At 46.6% G+C, this 20550-nt stretch carries 18 protein-coding genes; 7 read left to right on the top strand and 11 right to left on the bottom strand.

The window, feature by feature from the left end:
* Positions 1-365 precede the first annotated feature (365 nt).
* The 6 genes from fre to trxA all read right to left on the bottom strand — a co-directional run bounded on the left by fre (position 366) and on the right by trxA (position 6186).
* Positions 366-1079 (bottom strand): NAD(P)H-flavin reductase, encoded by a 714-nt coding sequence (fre, locus tag D8S93_RS23115; RefSeq protein ID WP_152815750.1) that lies wholly within the window; start codon positions 1077-1079, stop codon positions 366-368.
* Positions 1080-1093: 14 nt separating this feature from the next.
* Positions 1094-1363 carry a 2Fe-2S iron-sulfur cluster-binding protein gene (locus D8S93_RS23110; RefSeq protein WP_012841284.1) on the bottom strand — a complete coding sequence of 90 codons (270 nt, stop codon included), beginning with the start codon at positions 1361-1363 and terminating at the stop codon, positions 1094-1096.
* A complete protein-coding gene (gene ubiD / locus D8S93_RS23105; RefSeq protein WP_152815747.1) occupies positions 1360-3213 on the bottom strand; it encodes a 4-hydroxy-3-polyprenylbenzoate decarboxylase in 1854 nt (617 codons plus the stop codon). Before ubiD ends, D8S93_RS23110 begins: the two co-directional genes overlap by 4 nt.
* Positions 3214-3305: 92 nt before the next feature.
* Positions 3306-4298 (bottom strand): hypothetical protein, encoded by a 993-nt coding sequence (locus D8S93_RS23100; protein WP_005398448.1) that lies wholly within the window; start codon positions 4296-4298, stop codon positions 3306-3308.
* A 105-nt stretch (positions 4299-4403) separates the two neighbouring features.
* Positions 4404-5663: a transcription termination factor Rho gene (gene rho, locus D8S93_RS23090; RefSeq protein ID WP_005378757.1), complete on the bottom strand. Its 1260-nt coding sequence runs from the start codon at positions 5661-5663 to the stop codon at positions 4404-4406.
* Between the two features lie 196 nt (positions 5664-5859).
* Positions 5860-6186 carry a thioredoxin TrxA gene (gene trxA, locus D8S93_RS23085; RefSeq protein ID WP_004745500.1) on the bottom strand — a complete coding sequence of 109 codons (327 nt, stop codon included), beginning with the start codon at positions 6184-6186 and terminating at the stop codon, positions 5860-5862.
* 111 nt (positions 6187-6297) lie between these two features.
* On the opposite strand from trxA, the gene rhlB reads away from it, so the two are divergent.
* Both rhlB and gppA read left to right on the top strand, forming a co-directional pair.
* Entirely contained in the window at positions 6298-7617 is a 1320-nt protein-coding gene (gene rhlB, locus D8S93_RS23080) for an ATP-dependent RNA helicase RhlB (RefSeq protein ID WP_124009030.1), read from the top strand.
* 19 nt (positions 7618-7636) lie between these two features.
* Positions 7637-9130 carry a guanosine-5'-triphosphate,3'-diphosphate diphosphatase gene (gene gppA / locus D8S93_RS23075; RefSeq protein ID WP_152815744.1) on the top strand — a complete coding sequence of 498 codons (1494 nt, stop codon included), beginning with the start codon at positions 7637-7639 and terminating at the stop codon, positions 9128-9130.
* Between the two features lie 180 nt (positions 9131-9310).
* On the opposite strand, the gene D8S93_RS23070 is transcribed toward gppA, so the two are convergent.
* From D8S93_RS23070 to recQ, 3 genes are all read right to left on the bottom strand, one after another.
* Positions 9311-9979 (bottom strand): 7-cyano-7-deazaguanine/7-aminomethyl-7-deazaguanine transporter, encoded by a 669-nt coding sequence (locus D8S93_RS23070; RefSeq protein WP_005397008.1) that lies wholly within the window; start codon positions 9977-9979, stop codon positions 9311-9313.
* A 282-nt stretch (positions 9980-10261) separates the two neighbouring features.
* Positions 10262-10567: a DUF3630 family protein gene (locus D8S93_RS23065; RefSeq protein WP_104974685.1), complete on the bottom strand. Its 306-nt coding sequence runs from the start codon at positions 10565-10567 to the stop codon at positions 10262-10264.
* A 9-nt stretch (positions 10568-10576) separates the two neighbouring features.
* Complete coding sequence (recQ, locus tag D8S93_RS23060; RefSeq protein ID WP_005397012.1) at positions 10577-12412, bottom strand: ATP-dependent DNA helicase RecQ; 1836 nt, start codon at positions 12410-12412, stop codon at positions 10577-10579.
* Positions 12413-12586: 174 nt separating this feature from the next.
* Here recQ and rarD point away from each other — a divergent pair, with 174 nt between their 5' ends.
* The 4 genes from rarD to ggt all read left to right on the top strand — a co-directional run bounded on the left by rarD (position 12587) and on the right by ggt (position 17013).
* A complete protein-coding gene (rarD, locus tag D8S93_RS23055; protein WP_005397014.1) occupies positions 12587-13504 on the top strand; it encodes an EamA family transporter RarD in 918 nt (305 codons plus the stop codon).
* A gap of 73 nt (positions 13505-13577) precedes the next feature.
* Positions 13578-14375 (top strand): AraC family transcriptional regulator, encoded by a 798-nt coding sequence (locus D8S93_RS23050; protein WP_031780599.1) that lies wholly within the window; start codon positions 13578-13580, stop codon positions 14373-14375.
* Positions 14376-14476: 101 nt separating this feature from the next.
* Entirely contained in the window at positions 14477-15148 is a 672-nt protein-coding gene (locus D8S93_RS23045) for a LysE family translocator (protein WP_046874563.1), read from the top strand.
* A 98-nt stretch (positions 15149-15246) separates the two neighbouring features.
* Positions 15247-17013 (top strand): gamma-glutamyltransferase, encoded by a 1767-nt coding sequence (ggt, locus tag D8S93_RS23040; RefSeq protein WP_152815741.1) that lies wholly within the window; start codon positions 15247-15249, stop codon positions 17011-17013.
* A 117-nt stretch (positions 17014-17130) separates the two neighbouring features.
* On the opposite strand, the gene D8S93_RS24915 is transcribed toward ggt, so the two are convergent.
* The gene (locus tag D8S93_RS24915) at positions 17131-17322 is read right to left on the bottom strand and encodes a hypothetical protein (RefSeq protein ID WP_193621663.1); all 192 of its coding nucleotides are present in this window, start codon (positions 17320-17322) and stop codon (positions 17131-17133) included.
* A 450-nt stretch (positions 17323-17772) separates the two neighbouring features.
* Complete coding sequence (gene uvrD / locus D8S93_RS23030; protein ID WP_152815738.1) at positions 17773-19947, bottom strand: DNA helicase II; 2175 nt, start codon at positions 19945-19947, stop codon at positions 17773-17775.
* Between the two features lie 280 nt (positions 19948-20227).
* On the opposite strand from uvrD, the gene D8S93_RS23025 reads away from it, so the two are divergent.
* The gene (locus D8S93_RS23025) at positions 20228-20488 is read left to right on the top strand and encodes a DUF2282 domain-containing protein (protein WP_031780600.1); all 261 of its coding nucleotides are present in this window, start codon (positions 20228-20230) and stop codon (positions 20486-20488) included.
* Positions 20489-20550 lie beyond the last annotated feature (62 nt).

The raw sequence follows: 20550 nt of genomic DNA, 5'->3' as shown, positions 1-20550 counted from the left end.
TTGAAGCCGAGGCTTCTAATTGGATTATCATCAACGAGTGCCCACACAGATTGATAGGTCTATATTGTTAAAGAGCTTGCTTTGCGAGAACTTTTTCTCTCAAAGTGGAGGTGAATTCTAGCGATTTAATTGGCAGTGTCAAACACTTTTTCAATTTTATTTTTCGTAGAAGCTTTTTACCTCTCCGACCCTGCTGAAGCCTTATCGCGTCTGCCGTGTCGGTGGATGCGCATTATAGGGAACTCAGATCCGTTCGCAACCCTTTTTTGGAAAAAAATGGAAAAAACTGACTGTTCGATGACTATTTCATCAAAAAAGCAAAAAAGAGGGTAAAAAACCCTCTTTTTCTGCCTCATAAGCCGTATTTAAATGAATGCGTACGCGTCTGCGAACATACGTTCGCTCTTCGCTTTCTTGTTCTGAGTGAACTGTTCACGTGCTGCGCCAGCCATTTCGAATCGACCTGCAATATAGATATCGTAGTTTTCTAAGCTTTCGAAATCTTCACTCACCGCTTGTAGCACGTTACCAACCTTACCTTGCCAATCAGCAGGTGCTTCTTCTACAACTGGAACAAAGTGAACGTTAGTAAACTTATCGGCGATCTCGACCAGTTCTTCTTTTGCATAAAGTTGGCAGTTATCGCGCGCACCCCAATATAGATAGATAGGGTTGGTTTTATTCTGCGCGACGCAGTGATCCAGAATCGAGCGCGCGTAACTAAAACCTGTACCACCAGCAATTAATAATAGTGGACGTTCACTTTCTTCTTGAACCCAAGCATCACCATGCGGGGCATCAATTTCAATCTGACCATCAGTTTCAAGCGCCGCTTGCATTGCTTCGACAACTTCTTGAGCGTAAGCGTTGTGTTCCGCCGCACCGATATGCAGTTCAAGTTCACCTTCATGACGGCAAGGGCTGCTCGCGATAGAGAAAGGACGTTTGTCTTTTTCACCCATCACTACCATTAGGTACTGACCCGCTTTAAAAGGCACTGGTGATTCTGGGTGAAGAAGGATTTGGTAAGTATTACAAGCTAACGGCTGAATAGACTTTACTTTACATTGGATGGTCATGGTGTTCCTCTCGCTTACTCATCAAAAGTAAGCACTAAATTACTTTCTGTATAGGCTTGGCAAGGGAATATCCAACCTTGCTGCTGCTCTTTTTCGGTTAGCATAGGTTCGAGGTGGTAATTCACCTCGCCCGTTAGCTTTTTACACATGCACATGGCGCAAGCGCCAACTTGGCAACGGTGAGGGAAGCGAATATTGTTGTTGAGCGCAGCTTCCAACACCGTCTCCCCTTCTTTTACTGGAAACGTAACGTCCATTGGTAGAAGGTGGACTTGATGACTCATAGAATACCTAACTGGTCCCAAATCTCATCGACTTTAGCCACAAGTTTAGGATCTTTTTTGATAGGCGTACCCCACTCGCGCGTGACTTCAGATTCGAACTTGTTGGTCGCATCCAATCCTAATTTGGATGAACTCTCAGTCTTACCACGCACTTGAATGGTGTCTCTATCTGGGTCCATTCGAGTTGTTACAGCCCAAATGATGTCATTCCAATCTCGTGCATTGACGTCATCGTCGCACAAGATAATGAATTTGTTATCCGCGTACTGAGCAAAGAATCCCCATAAATATTCCATCAATTCTTGAGATTGACCGGCTTGGTCTTTCTTCATTGTTACAACAGCAAATTGGTTATTTGCTGTGGCTGGTAAGTAGACATCAACAATCTCAGGGCGTTGCTGTTTTAATGCATCCAGATCCGCTTCGGTAATCGCTTTATTGTCACGCTCGGTAACCTTGGTTCGTGTCGCCAGCTCGGCATCCCATTTAATGGTCGCATCCAAGCCCATCTTAGAGCCAAGCCCAACCACTGGCGAAGCAAAGTCGAGCGAGTCGATTGGCGTGTTGTCTATCATCAAGGTATCACGTACAGGATCCATATGCTCTGACATGGCTTTGACGACATCATTCCAATCTCGCGCGTTTACCGATTCATCGCACACAATAACAAACTTGGTGTACATGAATTGACGTAAGAAAGACCACACGCCCATCATTACGCGCTTGGCATGTCCTGGGTACTGCTTCTTCATGGTGACGACTGCCATTCGGTACGAACAACCTTCTGGCGGTAGATAGAAGTCTTCGATCTCTGGGAACTGCTTTTGCAGAATCGGCACAAACACTTCGTTTAATGCCACACCCAATACAGCAGGTTCATCTGGCGGACGACCTGTGTAGGTACTGTGATAGATTGGGTCTTTACGCATAGTAATGTGCGTAATGGTAAACACGTGGTGCTTTTCTTTTTCATTATAGTAACCAGTGTGATCACCATATGGGCCTTCATCAGCAAACTCGTTCGGGTCGATATAGCCTTCCATCACGATTTCAGCGCTCGCTGGCACTTCCAAATCATTACTAACTGACTTAACGACTTCAGTTTTGCTGCCACGTAGCAAACCTGCAAATGCGTATTCCGATAGCGTATCTGGCACTGGTGTTACTGCGCCAAGAATGGTTGCTGGGTCTGCACCAAACGCGACCGAAACTGGGAAAGGTTTACCTGGATTGGTTTCCATCCAATCGCGCAGGTCAAGCGCACCACCACGGTGAGCTAACCAACGCATGATGATTTTGTTCTTGGCAATTTTCTGCTGACGATAAATGCCTAGGTTCTGACGTTTCTTGTTTGGACCTTTGGTCACGGTTAAGCCCCACGTAAGCAGTGGTGCAACGTCTTCCGCCCAGCAACTCATTACCGGGATTTTGTCCAAGTCGACTTCATCACCTTGCCACACAATCTCTTGGCACGATGCTTTTCTTAAGCGCTTGGCTGGCATGTTCAATACTTGCTTGAACACTGGCAATTTTTCCAATGCGTCTTTGAAGCCTTTTGGTGGCTCAGGTTCTTTCAAATAAGCCAGCAGCTTACCGACTTCTCTTAATTCTTTAACGTCTTCACGTCCCATACCAATCGCGACACGCTCTGGTGTACCAAATAGGTTGGTCAAAACAGGTACGTCGTAGCCAATTGGGTTCTCAAACAACAGCGCAGGTCCACCAGCACGCAAGGTGCGGTCACTGATTTCTGTCATTTCGTAAGCGGGATCGACTGGGTGAGCAATGCGTTTAAGTCGACCTTTCTGTTCTAGGTGGTCGATAAATTCGCGTAAATCCTTAAAACTCATAGGCCTTCATGACTGGCTGATTAAACTGTCCGCAGTATAACAAATAGGAGGACGCTAAGATCCTCCTATTTTTTGTGGGTATGTGAGCCAGACTACTTTAATACTTGCTCTATCTGCCGGGTCTTCACTTGATGGTTGTTAGAGACTAACTCTTCCAACCAGGTTTGATGCCCTTGCTGCGCCAGCTCTCGAGCGACCATGGTAGCTTCTTCCGATAGTGCCATTTTGCTCACTAGAAACTGTTTCACTTGCGGAGATAAAGGGTTGGATTTTGTGAGTAGACTAATGGCTTCTGGTTTGAGTGACGGATTGACGGTGGAGTTCATCAATTGCTGAATTGAAAAAACGTCCCCAACCGTAGCTAAACGCTCGAGTTCGGACTGGCTGTTGTAATCCGCTCTCATTCGCCAGAGTAAGTTGTACACTTCCTCATCTTGACTGACTTGCGCTAATCTCACGATCACGGCTGTCGATGGTAGCCAACTGGTCACATTCGCTTTGGTTAACTGAGTGGTTAATGCGGCAAGCGCATGCGGTGATAAGCTGTCCAACTCTCGAATCAAAAGTGCTTCACGCGCTTGAGCTTGTTGAGATTGCCCTGTAAGCCATTGCTTTAAGTCGAGCTCTTTCCGCTCAGCTTGTAGTACAAAGTCCAAGGTACTTTGGTCTTGCTTCCAACGCTTAATCAAGCGGCTCGCAATGGCAGGAAAGTTAAAGGCAGGCACACTAAACTCATACCCGTCCCCTCGCTCTAGAACCTGATAAGTAGGAGTCATACGGATCTGAGACTCAACAAACAGAGCCATTCTAGGCGTGAGAATCACATCTTGCTTCTCAAGCTTTTCCAATAACCGAAAACGCACGACCTCTTGTTGAGGTAAAGCTAGTCGATCAAGGGCAAATTTAAGCGAGTCGACTTCATCCCTGACAACGTAATCAAGCAGTTCAGAGACTTTAGCCTGTATTTGAGTATCCTGAAGCCACTGTTCTACTACAGACTCCTGCATTTCCTTGGCAGATAACGTCGCGGGTAGTGTGATAAGTGACAAGCTCAGGAGTAATGACGACAACATTCCTTGTTGCATGTTAACCTCCCGATAACATTTCTCCTCATTCTGATGCTTCCATCGGGAGAAAGCAACAAAAAAGCCACCGTTAACGGTGGCTTTTTTAGAATAAGGACTCAGCTATTACTGACGACGCATCGCATCGAAGAACTCATCGTTGGTCTTCGTCATCGCTAGCTTATCAATGAGGAACTCCATTGCGTCGATTTCGCCCATTGGGTGAACGATCTTACGCAGAATCCACATTTTCTGTAGTTCATCAGTCTTCGTCAGTAGCTCTTCACGACGTGTACCTGAACGGTTGAAGTCAATTGCAGGGAATACACGCTTCTCAGCAATCTTACGGTTCAAGTGCAGTTCCATGTTACCTGTACCCTTGAACTCTTCGTAGATAACTTCATCCATCTTAGAACCAGTATCTACTAGTGCCGTTGCGATGATCGTTAGGCTACCGCCCTCTTCAACATTACGTGCTGCACCAAAGAAACGCTTAGGACGGTGTAGTGCGTTTGCATCCACACCACCTGTCAGTACTTTACCTGATGAAGGTACTACGGTGTTGTAAGCACGAGCGAGACGAGTGATAGAGTCAAGCAGGATAACCACGTCTTTCTTGTGTTCAACAAGACGTTTCGCTTTCTCGATTACCATTTCCGCTACTTGTACGTGACGAGATGCTGGCTCATCGAAAGTCGACGCGACTACTTCACCTTTAACTAGACGCTGCATCTCTGTTACTTCTTCTGGACGTTCGTCGATAAGAAGTACCATCAACTCACACTCTGGGTGGTTGTATGCGATGCTTTGAGCAATATTTTGCAGAAGCATTGTCTTACCCGCTTTTGGCGGAGCAACAATCAGACCACGTTGACCTTTACCGATAGGCGATGCCAAATCTAAAACACGTGCTGTGATGTCTTCTGTAGAACCGTTACCACGCTCCATTACCATGCGTTCATTTGCATGCAGAGGGGTAAGGTTTTCAAATAGGATCTTGTTACGAGCGTTGTCTGGTTTGTCGTCGTTAACGGTATTGACTTTTAGAAGGGCAAAGTAGCGTTCACCGTCTTTTGGTGGACGAATTTTACCAGCGATAGAGTCACCAGTACGTAGGTTAAAGCGACGAATCTGACTTGGTGATACGTAGATATCGTCCGGACCCGCAAGGTATGAACTATCTGCACTGCGTAGGAAACCAAAGCCGTCTTGCAGAATTTCCAGAACCCCATCGCCAAAGATGTCTTCGCCGCCTTTAGCGTGCGCTTTTAAAATCGCGAAGATGATGTCTTGTTTTCTTAAGCGAGCTAGGTTCTCTAATCCTAAGCTTTCGCCCAGTTTTACAAGGTCAGACACAGGTCTGTTCTTCAGTTCGGTAAGGTTCATGGTGGTGGATTCTTGTTTAGTCAAAATAAGATCTGTTTTCTAGTTAAGATGGATTTGGTCTCAGGATCGACCAAGAAGAGAAATTTGTTCAATTAACGCGCGATAAGTTAGCACTAATTAGTATTCTAGTCCAGAGTTAGAAAAACAAAACCGTGCGTTGTTACTTTGCACGGTTTTATCTGTAATCACTTGGTGATTATAAGTTTGCGTCCAAAAACTCTTTTAGTTGAGTTTTAGACAGAGCACCAACTTTCGTTGCCGCTACGTTGCCGTCTTTGAATAGCAGTAGCGTTGGAATGCCGCGAATACCAAACTTAGGTGGTGTACCTGCGTTATGGTCGATGTTTAGTTTACCGATAGTGAGTTTGCCTTCGTACTCGTCTGCGATTTCGTCCAGAATAGGAGCGATCATTTTACAAGGACCACACCATTCTGCCCAGAAATCCACTAGAACCGGGCCTGCAGCGTTGATTACATCGTTTTCAAAACCGTCATCAGTTAGCTGCAAAATCTTATCACTCATCTTCCACTCCAATGTGTTTTTCGAAACTGGTTGGATGATAACCAGTAATTAGATGCCCTATTGGAATGTATTTACTTTCGTATTGCAAGCTTTAGCTGATATTCTATAGCCATGAAAAAGACGCATATCACAGAGCAAAAGTTCGCCGATTTGGGCTTAAAGCCCCAAGTTATTGAAGGATTGGACAAAAAAGGGTTCGAATTTTGTACCCCTATCCAAGCCTTGGCGTTGCCGGTCCTGCTCACCGGCCAAGACATCGCAGGCCAGGCCCAAACGGGTACTGGTAAAACGCTCGCGTTTCTTACTGCTACATTCAACCACCTTCTGACGACACCAGAGCATGAAGGTCGTAAACCTACGCAGCCACGCGCAATCATTATGGCGCCAACACGTGAGCTTGCTATTCAGATTTACAATGATGCAGAAGCATTAACTGAGAGCACTGGTCTAAAAACCGCTTTGGCTTACGGTGGTGAAAGCTACGATAAGCAATTGAATAAGCTGCAAGATGGTGTCGATATTCTGATTGGTACGACAGGTCGTATCATCGATTTCTACAAACAGCGCGTATTCAATCTTAACAACATTCAAGCCGTTGTTCTGGATGAAGCCGACCGCATGTTCGATCTTGGCTTTATTAAAGACATTCGCTTCTTGTTCCGTCGTATGCCTGAGCCAAAAGAGCGTTTGAACATGCTGTTCTCAGCGACGCTTTCTTACCGCGTTCAAGAACTGGCATTTGAGCACATGAACACCCCTGAGCATGTGGTGGTAGAACCAGAACAGAAAACTGGTCACCGCATTCAGGAAGAACTTTTCTACCCTTCTAACGAAGATAAAATGGCCCTCCTTCAAACTTTGATTGAAGAAGAATGGCCAGATCGCGCCATCATTTTTGCGAACACGAAACACAAGTGTGAATCGGTTTGGGGTCACTTGGCTGCCGATGGACACCGTGTCGGTCTTCTTACTGGTGATGTACCGCAGAAGAAACGTGAAAAGATTCTTGAGCAATTCACCAAAGGTGATGTCGACATTCTTGTTGCAACTGACGTTGCTGCGCGTGGTCTGCATATTCCTCAAGTGACGCACGTTTTCAACTACGACCTTCCTGACGACTGTGAAGATTACGTTCACCGTATTGGCCGTACCGGTCGTGCTGGTGCAAGCGGCCACTCGATCAGTTTTGCTTGTGAAGAGTACGCAGTTAACCTGCCTGCAATCGAAGAATACATTGAGCACACTATCCCAGTTTCAGAATACGATTCGTCAGCTCTGATCCAAGATCTGCCAGCGCCAATTCGTATGCGTGCGCCACGCAACCAACAGCGTCGTACGAATACTGGCGGTACTCGTTCAGGTTCAGGTAACCGCAAGCCGCAAGGACGTCGTCCACGCCAACCGCGTCAGTCGGCACCAAAACAATCGTAAAAGGAAACTGAGTTCGTTTATGAGTCAAGCAGGATCATCGCCGCTATACGCCGCCATCGACCTCGGGTCGAACAGTTTTCACATGCTCGTTGTGCGTCATATCGATGGCAGCGTTCAAACAATGGCTAAAATTAAGCGCAAGGTTCGTCTAGCAGCGGGCCTAGATGAACATAATTCTCTTAGTATGGAAGCTATGCAGCGAGGATGGGACTGCTTAAGTCTATTTGCGGAACGCTTGCAGGATATTCCTAAACAAAACATTCGTATTGTAGGCACAGCAACTTTACGTACCGCCACGAATGTAGATGTGTTTCTGGAGAAAGCGAACCAGATTCTTGGTCAACCAATCGACGTTATCTCCGGTGAAGAAGAAGCGGCCACTATCTATAAAGGTGTCGCACACACTTCTGGAGGCAGCGGTCGCCGCCTTGTTGTCGATATTGGTGGCGCAAGTACCGAGCTCATCATCGGTGAAGGTTTCGAAGCCAAAGCACTGACCAGTTTAAAAATGGGTTGTGTGACTTGGCTGGAAAACTTCTTTAAAGATCGCCAGTTGAATGCGCGTAACTTTGACGCAGCAATTGAAGGCGCGAAGCAGACTATCCAGCCAATTCTAGAGCGCTATACAGAAATCGGTTGGGATGTGTGCGTAGGCGCATCAGGCACCGTTCAGGCATTGCAAGAGATAATGCTAGCGCAAGGTATGGACGAAGTAATCACTCACTCCAAATTGAAACGCCTGCAGAAGCAAGCCATGTTAGCCGATCATTTAGAAGAGCTCGACATTGAAGGCTTAACGCTTGAGCGTGCATTAGTGTTCCCTAGTGGCTTATCTATTTTGATTGCCGTTTTTGAATTACTGGAAATCGACGCGATGACACTCGCTGGCGGCGCACTACGTGAAGGCTTAGTCTACGAGATGGTTGAAGAGCTACGTCAAGAAGACATCCGTGCTCGCACAATTGCCAGCGTACAAAATCGTTATCAGCTCGATCACCAATACGGTGAACAAGTTGCGACACTGGCAAGCAAACTGTTGAAGCAAGCCGGCGGCGATGAGTGGATTACGGAACCTCAAGGCAAGATATTGCTTGAAACCGCCGCAAAGCTGCATGAAATCGGCTTAACGATCGATTTCAAAAAAGGCGGTGAGCACAGTGCTTACCTACTCCAGAATCTGGATTTACCTGGCTACACTCGCGCGCAGAAGTTCTTTATTGGTGAGATTGCCCGTCGTTATCGAGAACAACTCACCTCACTGCCTGAGCAACACGCGTTATCAGGCTCAAGTGCCAAGCGCGTACTGCGGTTGTTGCGCTTAGCGGTGTTGTTGACTCACCGTCGCAACCAAAACTTAGAGCCAAACGTCGTATTAACGGCTGAAGGTGACAACCTAACATTAAACATTGATGCACAGTGGCTAGCGGCCAACCCGTTGACCGCCGCTGAGCTAGAAATCGAATCCAACCGTCAAACTGATATCGGTTGGCCATTAACGATTACCTCTGATTAATGGTTGTTATCCCATGACAAAGGCTCCTTCTGGGGCCTTTTTAATACCCGTTATTATCCTATGTACAACTCATAGAGTTTTGAGACACCGATGATCTAAATACTCATTTCGATGTACATTTGCTTTAGAAACAACAAAGCCGCTATCAAAAGCGGCTTTGTTGCTATTAACTGATGAAAACTATGCCGTCGTCGTAACTTTAAAGTTAGGGTTCACTGCCGTTAGCTTCTTAATTAAGTAATTCAGTAGTACGCCGTACATAGGCACAAACAGACCAAGACTAATCACTAACTTAAAGCCGTAGTCCACCAGCGCGATTTCCGTCCAATGTTCCGCCATAAATGGATCTGGACTTTGGTAGAACGCAATCGCGAAGAAGGCGATGGTATCCAGTGCATTACCAAAAAGCGTTGAACACGTTGGGGCCACCCACCACTGTTTCATTTGGCGTAGGCGGTTGAACACGTGCACATCCATAATCTGACCAAGTAGATACGCCATGAAGCTAGCAATCGCGATACGAGCAACGAATAAGTTAAATTCCCCTAAGTGACCAAAACCTTGGAACTGCCCCTCGAAGAACACCACCGATAAGAAGTAAGAGACAGCCAAAGCAGGCAACATTACTAAGAAAATGATCTTACGCGCCAACTGAGCACCGAAAATACGTACGGTTAAATCCGTCGCAAGGAAAATAAATGGGAAGGTGAATGCACCCCAGGTGGTATGTAAGCCAAAGATAGTAAACGGTAGCTGAACTAGGTAATTGCTGGATGCAATAATGACTAGGTGGAATAAAACCAGATAGATAAGGGCGTTGCGCTGCTGCGCAGGGGTAAAGTTACTCATGCGATACCTTTTTAGTTTGGTTTGGGGGCGAGGGAACCCAAATCGAGCGTTTTCTACAGAGAAAAGCACTCTTACCAACAATGTAAAAAATGACGATTAAACTAGCTTAACTCATTCAGAGTAAAGCGGTGGGCGATTATACATTAACCAATTTTACTCACAAGCGGTGTTTTATACGCAAACGTTTCTTCGCGAACATCACGTCAAAACCAAGGGCTTTGATGCAAAAATAAGAAAGGGTGTTTCATGTGAAACACCCTTTAAAGAATAGATAACTTGAATTTAGAAGCCGCGTTGGAACAATCCGGCTAAATAGTCGAGCTCTTCCCTACTCTCTTCTATTGTTAGCGCTTCAAACCAAATCGCTTCGCTGTAGTGCTCCGCTTTCATAAATAAGCGGCAGCCTTCAAAATCGATCAACCAAGAGTGAATATCCGCATCCCACTGTTTTTCTACCACAGACGCAGATAATAATCCCACCAAACGCTCACCCAGTGCCGGAAAAGTATCGAGGTCGAAGCTTGGAGCGATAATAATAAGACGCCCTTCTTCAACAATGTAATCAGCGAGACCAAATTCCTTGTGCATATGGATTCCTTATCCGTGGTGAGTAATGTGTTCTTGGATCAGATCCAAGAATGGATCGGCGTATTTTTCTAGTTTACGTTGACCAACGCCACTAACCGCTAACATTTCGCCGTATGACGTTGGCAGCATTTCTGCCATATCAATCAAGGTCGCATCACTGAATACCACGTATGGTGGCAAACCGTCTTCATCGGCGATCGACTTACGTAGCTTACGTAATTTGGCAAACAACTTCTTATCGTAGTTTTTGCTGGTCAGTTTATCCGACTTCGCGGCACGTGCTGCGGTATCTAAACGTGGAACTGCAAGTTCTAAAGACACATCACCACGTAGTAATGGACGTGCTTCTTCGGTTAATTGCAACGTCGAGTTACGAGTGATGTTTTGAAATAGCAGCCCTTTATGAATTAACTGGCGGAAGATACTTACCCAGTAATCATGGCTGTGATCACGACCAATGCCGTAAGTCGAAATTTTATCGTGGCCATGTTCGCGCACACGAATGTTTTGCATCCCACGCAGCACCTCAACCACATACGTCATACCAAAACTTTGGTTAACGCGGTAAACACACGACAACGCTTTGCGCGCTTCTTCGGTCGCATCAAAGTGTTTTGGTGGGTCCAGGCAGATATCGCAGTTACCACACGGCTTTTCGCGATACTCTCCAAAATAGTTGAGCAGTACCTGACGACGACAGGTTTGCGCTTCCGCAAAAGCACTCATCGCATTGAGTTTGTGGCTTTCTACCTGCTTCTGCGGTCCATCATCTTTTTCATCCAACATACGACGCAACCAACTGATGTCGGCTGGGTCATACAACATCATCGCCTCGGCAGGCAGGCCATCTCGCCCTGCTCGACCAGTTTCCTGATAATAGGACTCGATGTTACGTGGAATATCAAAATGCACAACAAAGCGCACGTTTGGCTTATTGATACCCATGCCGAATGCAACCGTCGCAACGACGATTTGAATGTCATCACGTTGAAAAGCTTCCTGAACGTAAGCTCGCTCTTCAGTATCCATCCCTGCATGATAACCAGCAGCGCGGATATGGTTGTTGCATAGCTTCTCGGTCACCATTTCAACTTTCTTACGACTGCCGCAATAAATAATGCCGCAGCTTCCCTTTTGGGTGGCTAGATAGCGAATGATTTGAGAAACCGGTTTGTGCTTTTCTACCAAGGTGTAACGAATGTTGGGACGATCAAAGCTTCCTAGATACACCTGAGGCTCATGTAAGCGTAAGCGTTCTAGAATATCACGACGCGTCGCATCATCGGCAGTGGCAGTGAGTGCCATAAAGGGCACATGCGAAAAGTGTTGCTTTAACTGACCTAACGCCGCGTATTCTGGGCGAAAATCATGTCCCCACTGAGAGATACAATGTGCTTCATCCACGGCGATCATAGATAAGGGTAAGTTTTCTAAACGCTCAATAAAGTCACGCATTAACACGCGCTCTGGCGAGACATACACTAGCTTAAGCTGACCAGAGTGCATGCGATTATACACACTCAGTAGCTCTTCTCGATTCATGGTCGAGTTCACACACTCCGCTGCTACACCATTGGCTTTCAGTTGATCAACTTGGTCTTTCATCAATGAAATCAGCGGTGAAATCACCAAGGTAATCCCTGAGCGCACTAACGCCGGAATTTGGTAACAGAGAGATTTACCGCCACCAGTCGGCATGATGACCAAGCTGTCTTTGCCTTCGATAGCGGCTTCAATAACTTCTTGCTGACCATCACGAAACGTCTGGTAACCGAAGACTTCCTCCAACACACGTTGAGGCGTTACAGGCGTATCTGATTGTTCGGCTAGCAAGGTGGAGGTCATGAATAATCTCAGATTGAGTGATCGTAGAAATGCTTTTGCATGCCCAGGCACACAAAGTGAGGGCACATTGTAATGGGGTTTCGTGGTGAATAAAACCGCAAATTGCTAGGTGTTTCGCATCACGACTCGTATACTGATTTTCTGCTCTATAAACACACAATTAGGTGACACCTCATGACACCAGAAGACGAACAACAACGCGCTCGGCAAGGTATCTTGCTGGCGATTGGTGCCTATACCATGTGGGGCATTGCGCCGATGTATTTTAAATCCATCGCACAAGTATCCCCTTTGGAGATTCTGAGCCACCGGGTGATTTGGTCTTTCTTTTTGCTTGCCGCACTCCTTCACTTTGGCCGTCACTGGCGCTCGGTTTACTACATCGCGAAAGACAAAACGAAGATCGCTTACCTGATCGCAAGTTCTGTATTAATTGGCGGAAACTGGCTGATTTTCATCTGGGCGGTCAATTCCAATCATATGCTTGACGCGAGCTTAGGCTATTACATTAACCCATTAATCAATGTCTTGCTCGGCATGGTCTTTTTGGGAGAGCGACTTCGTAAGTTGCAATGGTTTGCTGTCGTATTAGCGGGCTGTGGTGTACTGGTCCAATTGATTGTATTCGGCTCCGTGCCCGTTGTTGCGATGGCGTTAGCAATGAGTTTCGGCTTCTATGGCCTTTTAAGGAAGAAAGTCAGTGTCGATGCAAAAACAGGATTGTTTATCGAAACATTACTCCTTCTGCCTGTCGCCGCCGTGTATCTGCTGTTTATTGCAGAAACCCCAACGTCGAATATGCTCACTAACCCGTTAGCATTAAATAGCTTGTTGATTGCAGCAGGTGTGATTACCACACTGCCCCTACTTTGCTTTACGGGCGCGGCAACAAGACTCAAATTATCAACGTTGGGCTTTTTCCAGTACATCGGCCCAAGCTTGATGTTCTTACTGGCAGTACTGATGTATGGCGAACCCTTTAGCATGGATAAAGCGATTACCTTTGCCTTTATTTGGGGAGCGCTAGTCGTATTTAGCTTTGATGGACTGCGCAACAACCGTCGCTCACGCCGAATCGTTCAGCCACAGTGATCGTTTTTTACAAGACAAGTTAGAAATTGCCAGATAAGCTTGGTCATAATGTGACCAAGCTTTTTTGTATGTAATGGAACAGATTCAATACTACGCAACCGACCATGATCAGCTGAGCCTGATCGAGGCGAAATACCAGAAGTTTGCCTTTCAAAGGCACTATCATCTGGACTTTCACCTCGGTCTGATCACGCATGGCACGCAAAAGTTCCAATATCAAGGCTGTAGCCATCAAGTGGGTCATGGGCAAATCGTAATTATGCCGCCAGATGAACTGCACGATGGGCACTCTAAGCTCGAAAGTGGCTATGAAGTGAATGTATTTGCGATCGAGCCGCACCTACTCAGCGATCTTGCCGATCTTAGTCAAAATGGTCAAATAATCCGCTTTAATGAATTGATCATCTCCGATCCACAGATATTTTCACAACTTAGTAACTTGCATGCTCTTCTTCGCCGCGATAACCTCAGCCAACTCACCAAAGATTGCCTTCCTTTTGAAGGATTTAATCAACTTTTTGATCGCTACGGATCACTCGCGAGGCAAAAAGTGGTTCCGCTTGGAAAACAGTCTTTACATACCTTAAAAGATTACTTAATGGCGAATCTCGACCAAACAGTTCGTTTAGATGCACTATCAGAGCTCTGCCAACTGAGCCCCACGCAGTTTCAACGCCATTTCAAAGCGCAAACGGGGATGACTCCCTACGCTTGGTTTGCTCGCTTGCGATTAGAGCAAGGAATGAAACTACTCCAAGCAGGATGGTGTGGTACGGACGTCGCCTATCAAGTGGGCTTTTATGATCAGGCCCACTTTAGTAAAGCGTTTAAACAAACCTATGGCGTCTCGCCTTCACAAGTGGCACGCTAATATCTCATACGCTGTGGTATTCAGTACTGCTAGTTTTTTACAAGCACTACCGAATAAGAATCACGACAATAGCTCATATCCACTATGTTTTGAGATGTGTTATGAATGAATCGACTATCCTTTTAACGCTTGCCAGTATCCACTTCATTGCCTTAATGAGCCCAGGTCCGGATTTTGCGCTTGTGGTACAAAATGCCACCCGTCATGGCCGTCAAACTGGCTTATACATTGCGCTTGGCTTATCAGTCGGTATTTTGCTGCATTCTTTATTCAGCCTAACGGGGGTGAGCTATTTAGTTCACCAGCATCCTCTGCTCTACTCCGTCTTACAATTGCTTGGGGGCAGCTATCTGTTGTATTTGGGTATCGGTGCACTGCGCGGCGTGATCGCGACGATCAAAAACCCACTTTCTGATCAGCCAAGCAAAAACAGTAACCTTGTGATCGGTAATAAACGTCAGGCGTTTACCAAGGGGTTCGCAACCAATATTCTCAACCCCAAAGCCTTAGTATTTTTTGTGAGTTTAATGTCGAGCCTTGTCCCAGTGGGCATGTCGGTGACAGGAAAAGGAATTGCTCTGGTGATTTTGTTTGGTTTGTCGCTACTCTGGTTTTCTAGCCTTGCATGGATGCTGTCAACGCAGCGCTTGCAAACAAGATTGCAGCAAGCCGGCATTTATATAGATGGTTTATGTGGTGTGGTATTTACCCTAGTTGGCAGCAGTATTTTAGTGCAAACCTTCCGCTCCTTTCTCGATAACTCTCTGATTTAAAAGCGTCGCACACTCGACATTTCTTTAATAGGAAACTCGACGACTATATCCGTGGCTGCCAAGCTGAATAACCTTAGTTGGCAACATGGAGAGTCATCATGCAATGGACATTTAACCGACTCGTACTCTCGGGTCTTTTTCTTACTTCCCCTTTCACCTTCACTGGACAAGCCTTCGCTAACCAAGCTGCAGATTCGGTCGCACCAGAGCACAGCACTGGCATTGAGCAAAAGCAGCTGGTCAAAGCTAAAGATTATATGGTTACCGCTGCTAACCCACTGGCGACCCAAGCGGGTGCAGACATACTTGAGCAAGGCGGGAATGCGATAGATGCCATGGTCGCGGTGCAATTGATGCTTGGCTTAGTTGAACCCCAGTCATCAGGTATTGGTGGCGGTGCGTTCTTAGTGTATTGGGATACCGAAAAGCAAAAACTGACCACTTACGACGGGCGTGAAACCGCCCCCCTCGCCGTAACGCCAAAGCTATTTTTAGATGAGAACGGTCAGCCATTGCAATTCTACGATGCCGTGGTTGGTGGACGCTCTGTCGCAACACCAGGCACCGTGAAACTATTGTGGGATACTCACCAGAAATACGGCAAGCTGGAATGGAAAAAGATCATTCAGCCTGTTATCTCGCTTGCGGAGCAAGGATTCAAAGTCAGTCCTCGCCTAGCAAGCTTGATAGAAAAAGACGCCGAGCGTTTATCACGCTTTCCAGTCACAAAAGCCTATTTCTTTAACTCGGATGGCTCGCCAAAAACCGAAGGTACGCTATTAAAAAACCCTGAATACGCACAAACGCTGAGTGCTATTGCTAAGCAAGGCGCCCAAGCCTTCTACCATGGGGATATCGCCAGAGACATTATCGAGACGGTACAAAACGCGCCGGGTAACCCCGGTGTATTAGCCCAACCCGACTTTGATACCTACCAAATCAGACAACGTGAGCCGGTTTGTGCAGCATACCAAAGCTATGACATTTGCGGCATGGGACCACCAAGCTCTGGCGCGCTCACCATTGGTCAGATTTTGGCGATCACTGAACAGTACGATCTCAAAGGCTGGGGGGCTAACAGCATTAAATCTTGGCAAGTACTCGCCGATGCATCGCGTCTAGCGTTTGCTGACCGTGGTAAATACATGGCAGACCAAGATTACGTGCCGATGCCAACTCAAGGCTTGCTTGATAAAAGCTACCTCCAGCAGCGAGCAGAGCTGATCCAAGTCGGCAAAGCACTAAGCAAAGTTGAAGCGGGCAATCCTCCGTGGTCGCACGCAATGAACTTAAGCATGGACGAGTCCATTGAACTCCCTTCCACCAGCCATTTCAATATCGTCGATAAGCAAGGCAATGTGGTTTCCATGACGACCACCATTGAGAATGCGTTTGGCTCGCGCTTAATGGTGCGTGGCTTCTTGCTCAATAATGAACTGACCGATTTTTCTTTCCGTACTCATAACGACGGAATCCCAATCGCCAACCACATAGAACCAGGCAAGCGTCCACGATCTTCAATGGCCCCGACCATTATGATGAAAGATAACAAACCTTACATGGCGATAGGTTCTCCGGGTGGCAGTCGAATCATCGGTTACGTGGCGCAAACCATCATTGCCCACACGCAATGGGATATGGATATCCAACAAGCAATCAATCAACCACGATTACTCGACCGTTTTGGCACCTTAGATATTGAGCAAGGTACCGCTGCAGAAGGCTTACAGCCAGAGCTGGAGAAGATGGGCTTTAAAACCAATGTTCGTGATTTGAATTCTGGACTGCATGCGATACGCATCACAAAAGATGAACTAGAAGGTGCCGCAGATCCTCGTCGAGAAGGAGCAGCAATTGGCAAATAGGCCTGTTTTGCTCGACTCCTTGTGCGAGATCTCTCACAAAGAGTGGAGCAAACCTCTCTTTTTTAATGGTAAAACAGCCCACAAACAACCATAAAACATTGAATAATATAAATATGTTTATTTTTCAAACGCTTTTAATTGAGAAAAATGTGGGCTTCGACCATTGTTGAGAATCGTGAAGAGCGTAATATGAACCTTGTCGGAAGGATGCTGACACGGAACAGGAAACACCACGGATTTGGTGAACTTCAGGAAGAAGAAACGGGTATTCAGGATGAATAGTCGGGCATGGATTGCAAAACTGGACATTGAACGGAATCAATAGCAACTAGGACGGTTGCTACTAAGGACGGGAAATGGACACCTCTGGACGAGGAAAGGACTGAACATCAGGATGATGTCATGGACACCGCTCAGGGAACAAGTGATGAGAGCTAACGAGGATGGTTAGCAGACCAGGATAAGGTCAAGGACACCGCTAGGAAGGCGACGAAAGGATTAAGCTGAAGGAATGCAGCACGCTATCAAGGATTTGATGCATGGAGCACTTTTAGTAGCTGGATTGCTGCGAGTAAGACTATAACCCCGACGGGCGTAAGCCCTCGGGGTTTTTCTTTGTCTAAAGATAAGCGATTTAGACTAAGAGCCTTTTCGAATAGCGTCATTTAGCTCCCTATCTTTCAGCATTTTGTTGATTCCAAACAGCCAAAACAGAAAGAGCCACCGAAGCAGCTCTTATGTTCATTTTTTCACAAAGCCCTACAGCTTCTCCAGTCTCGCGTAAGCGGTGACTAACCATTTAATGCCTTCACCGTTGAAAGCAATCTGCACTCGGCTTTGTGGGCCACTGCCCTCAAAGTTGATGATCGTTCCTTCACCAAATTTCGGATGCATCACACGAGAACCTAGTGAAAAACCAGTCTCATTGAAGTTTTCTTTTACTGCGGTTTGGCTAAAACGTCCACTACTTGAAGGGCGACTCACTTGCGCCTTCATGCGCACTTCATCCAAACACGTTTCTGGTAATTCACGAATAAAGCGCGATGGTTTGTGGTATTTGTCCTGGCCATATAGGCGACGCATTTCCGCGTAAGTAATGTAGAGCTTTTGCATCGCGCGCGTCATGCCCACATAACACAGACGGCGCTCTTCTTCCAAACGCCCTGCCTCTTCAGCGGACATCTGGCTTGGGAACATACCTTCTTCCACACCGACCATGAATACCAATGGGAATTCCAAACCTTTCGCACTATGCAGCGTCATCAGTTGGACTGCATCTTCAAATTCGTCCGCCTGACCTTCGCCCGCTTCTAGAGCCGCATGTGTTAAAAATGCCGTCAGCAGAGACATTTCTTCCGCTTCTTCTGGTTTTTCGAATTGGCGAGTGGCGGTAACCAGCTCCTCCAAGTTTTCTATGCGAGCTTTAGACTTTTCGCCCTTCTCTTGCTCATACATCGCAAACAACCCCGAGTACTTGATCACGTGGTCCGTTTGCTCGTGCAATGGCATTTCTAGTGTATCGTCTTCCAGCGCGGTGATTAATTCGACAAAACGACTTAACGCACCAGCTGCTCGACCCGGTAATACTTGCTCATCGAGCATTGCCAGACTGGCTTCCCACATAGTGCACCCTCTATCACGAGCTGCACGACGGATAGTCTCTAGCGTCTTATCGCCCAGACCACGTGTTGGGGTATTCACGACACGTTCAAACGCGGCATCATCGTTGCGATTCGCCATCAAACGCAAGTAGCTCAACGCATCTCTGATTTCTTGACGCTCGAAGAATCGCATGCCTCCGTAAATACGGTACGGTAAGCCTGCCTGAATTAATGCTTCTTCCAAAACACGAGATTGCGCGTTGTTACGATACAGCATCGCAGCATCATTCAATGCGCCGCCATTCTCTTGCCACTCTTTGATTTTATTGACCGCAAAGCGCGCTTCATCAAGCTCGTTATAAGCGCTGTAAACCGAGATCTGCTCTCCCACATTGCCATCCGTCCACAGCTCTTTACCCATACGTTCAGTGTTGTTCGCAATCAAGGTATTGGACGCTTCAAGAATCGTCTTCGTCGAACGATAGTTTTGTTCGAGACGGATGGTGTTCACGCTCGGAAACTCCAGCGTGAACTTCTCAATGTTCTCGACTTTTGCACCGCGCCAACCATAAATTGACTGGTCGTCGTCACCTACAATCATCACGTGACAATCTGGGCCAGCCATCATGCGTAGCCAAGCGTATTGAATGTTGTTGGTGTCTTGGAATTCGTCAACCAAGATATGCTTAAAGCGTGCTTGGTAGTGTTCACGCACAAACTTGTTGTCACGCAGTAGCTCATGCGCGCGCAGCAAAATTTCCGCAAAGTCCACTAAGCCAGCACGATCACACGCTTCTTGGTAAGCGGTATACAGCTGCAAATAAGTTTTGGTCACTGGATCGTGATAAGCGTCGATATGCGATGGGCGTAATCCTTCGTCCTTCTTACCATTAATCCACCATGAAACTTGGCGTGCAGGCCACTGCTTTTCATCCAAGTTTTGCGCTTTGATCAAACGCTTTAACAAGCGCTGCTGATCATCGCTGTCTATGATTTGGAAATCTTCCGGTAGCTTGGCATCAAGATAGTGTGCACGCAAAATGCGGTGACAGATACCGTGGAAAGTCCCATTCCACATGCCAGATGCACTGCCCATCATCAACTCTTCAATACGACCACGCATTTCTGCTGCCGCTTTATTGGTGAAGGTGACCGACATGATCGAGAAAGGAGAAGCTTGCTCGACTGACATAAGCCAAGCGATACGGTGAACAAGAACGCGAGTCTTACCACTCCCTGCACCAGCAAGGACAAGTAAGTTTTCTAGAGGAGCTGCAACGGCTTCACGCTGTTTATCGTTTAGACCGTCGAGTAATAGAGATGGATCCATCATGATGAGCTACTGGTTATTTATACATAAAAACCGATTATAACCTAAACAGCTGGGTGCTGTTTAGACAAAACTTGATAAAAAATTCGTTGTTTTTTTAATCTTTCATTCAAAGAGTTAACGAAGGTAATCACCCCAAAACCATTCGCGAGAGTTATTTTTATGAAAGTTTTTCTGCCTCATCTCTATCTTTTAATTTAAGCAAGTGGATAAAGGTTGTACGCCAAACGGCGAATCGACTTGCCGAATGAAAGTAAAAGGAAATCACTCAGAGGAAATTATGATGAAAAAATCGAATCTTGCTGTTACTGCTGCTGTTACTGGACTTCTTGCTCTTGGTGGCACCATGCTCACCGCAGCCCCTGCTGTCGCAGCAGAAAAAGAAAAGTGTTATGGCGTGGCGAAAGCCGGTAAAAATGACTGCGCAACGAAAAACAGCTCTTGCGCGGGCACCTCTAAAGAAGACAACCAAAAAGATGCTTTTGTTGTCGTTCCTAAAGGATTGTGTGACAAATTGGCTGGCGGTAGCACCAGCGGCTCATAACTCAACATCACAAGTTTCTGTGGGGCGCGTTGCACTTTAACCAACGCCCCCAGTTACTCGCC

It is taken from the genome of Vibrio sp. VGrn 2 (assembly GCF_009361695.1).
Classification (GTDB): Bacteria; Pseudomonadota; Gammaproteobacteria; order Enterobacterales; family Vibrionaceae; genus Vibrio; species Vibrio diabolicus.
This window is presented reverse-complemented; position numbering and strand designations above follow the sequence as displayed.

What these genes read in the sequence shown, in the direction of transcription:
- fre (WP_152815750.1), bottom strand. Translation starts at nt 1,079, where the DNA reads ATGACCATCCAATGTAAAGTAAAGTCTATTCAGCCGTTAGCTTGTAAT.
- D8S93_RS23110 (WP_012841284.1), bottom strand. Translation starts at nt 1,363, where the DNA reads ATGAGTCATCAAGTCCACCTTCTACCAATGGACGTTACGTTTCCAGTA.
- ubiD (WP_152815747.1), bottom strand. Translation starts at nt 3,213, where the DNA reads ATGAGTTTTAAGGATTTACGCGAATTTATCGACCACCTAGAACAGAAA.
- D8S93_RS23100 (WP_005398448.1), bottom strand. Translation starts at nt 4,298, where the DNA reads ATGCAACAAGGAATGTTGTCGTCATTACTCCTGAGCTTGTCACTTATC.
- rho (WP_005378757.1), bottom strand. Translation starts at nt 5,663, where the DNA reads ATGAACCTTACCGAACTGAAGAACAGACCTGTGTCTGACCTTGTAAAA.
- trxA (WP_004745500.1), bottom strand. Translation starts at nt 6,186, where the DNA reads ATGAGTGATAAGATTTTGCAGCTAACTGATGACGGTTTTGAAAACGAT.
- rhlB (WP_124009030.1), top strand. Translation starts at nt 6,298, where the DNA reads ATGAAAAAGACGCATATCACAGAGCAAAAGTTCGCCGATTTGGGCTTA.
- gppA (WP_152815744.1), top strand. Translation starts at nt 7,637, where the DNA reads ATGAGTCAAGCAGGATCATCGCCGCTATACGCCGCCATCGACCTCGGG.
- D8S93_RS23070 (WP_005397008.1), bottom strand. Translation starts at nt 9,979, where the DNA reads ATGAGTAACTTTACCCCTGCGCAGCAGCGCAACGCCCTTATCTATCTG.
- D8S93_RS23065 (WP_104974685.1), bottom strand. Translation starts at nt 10,567, where the DNA reads ATGCACAAGGAATTTGGTCTCGCTGATTACATTGTTGAAGAAGGGCGT.
- recQ (WP_005397012.1), bottom strand. Translation starts at nt 12,412, where the DNA reads ATGACCTCCACCTTGCTAGCCGAACAATCAGATACGCCTGTAACGCCT.
- rarD (WP_005397014.1), top strand. Translation starts at nt 12,587, where the DNA reads ATGACACCAGAAGACGAACAACAACGCGCTCGGCAAGGTATCTTGCTG.
- D8S93_RS23050 (WP_031780599.1), top strand. Translation starts at nt 13,578, where the DNA reads ATGGAACAGATTCAATACTACGCAACCGACCATGATCAGCTGAGCCTG.
- D8S93_RS23045 (WP_046874563.1), top strand. Translation starts at nt 14,477, where the DNA reads ATGAATGAATCGACTATCCTTTTAACGCTTGCCAGTATCCACTTCATT.
- ggt (WP_152815741.1), top strand. Translation starts at nt 15,247, where the DNA reads ATGCAATGGACATTTAACCGACTCGTACTCTCGGGTCTTTTTCTTACT.
- D8S93_RS24915 (WP_193621663.1), bottom strand. Translation starts at nt 17,322, where the DNA reads ATGTCCAGTTTTGCAATCCATGCCCGACTATTCATCCTGAATACCCGT.
- uvrD (WP_152815738.1), bottom strand. Translation starts at nt 19,947, where the DNA reads ATGATGGATCCATCTCTATTACTCGACGGTCTAAACGATAAACAGCGT.
- D8S93_RS23025 (WP_031780600.1), top strand. Translation starts at nt 20,228, where the DNA reads ATGAAAAAATCGAATCTTGCTGTTACTGCTGCTGTTACTGGACTTCTT.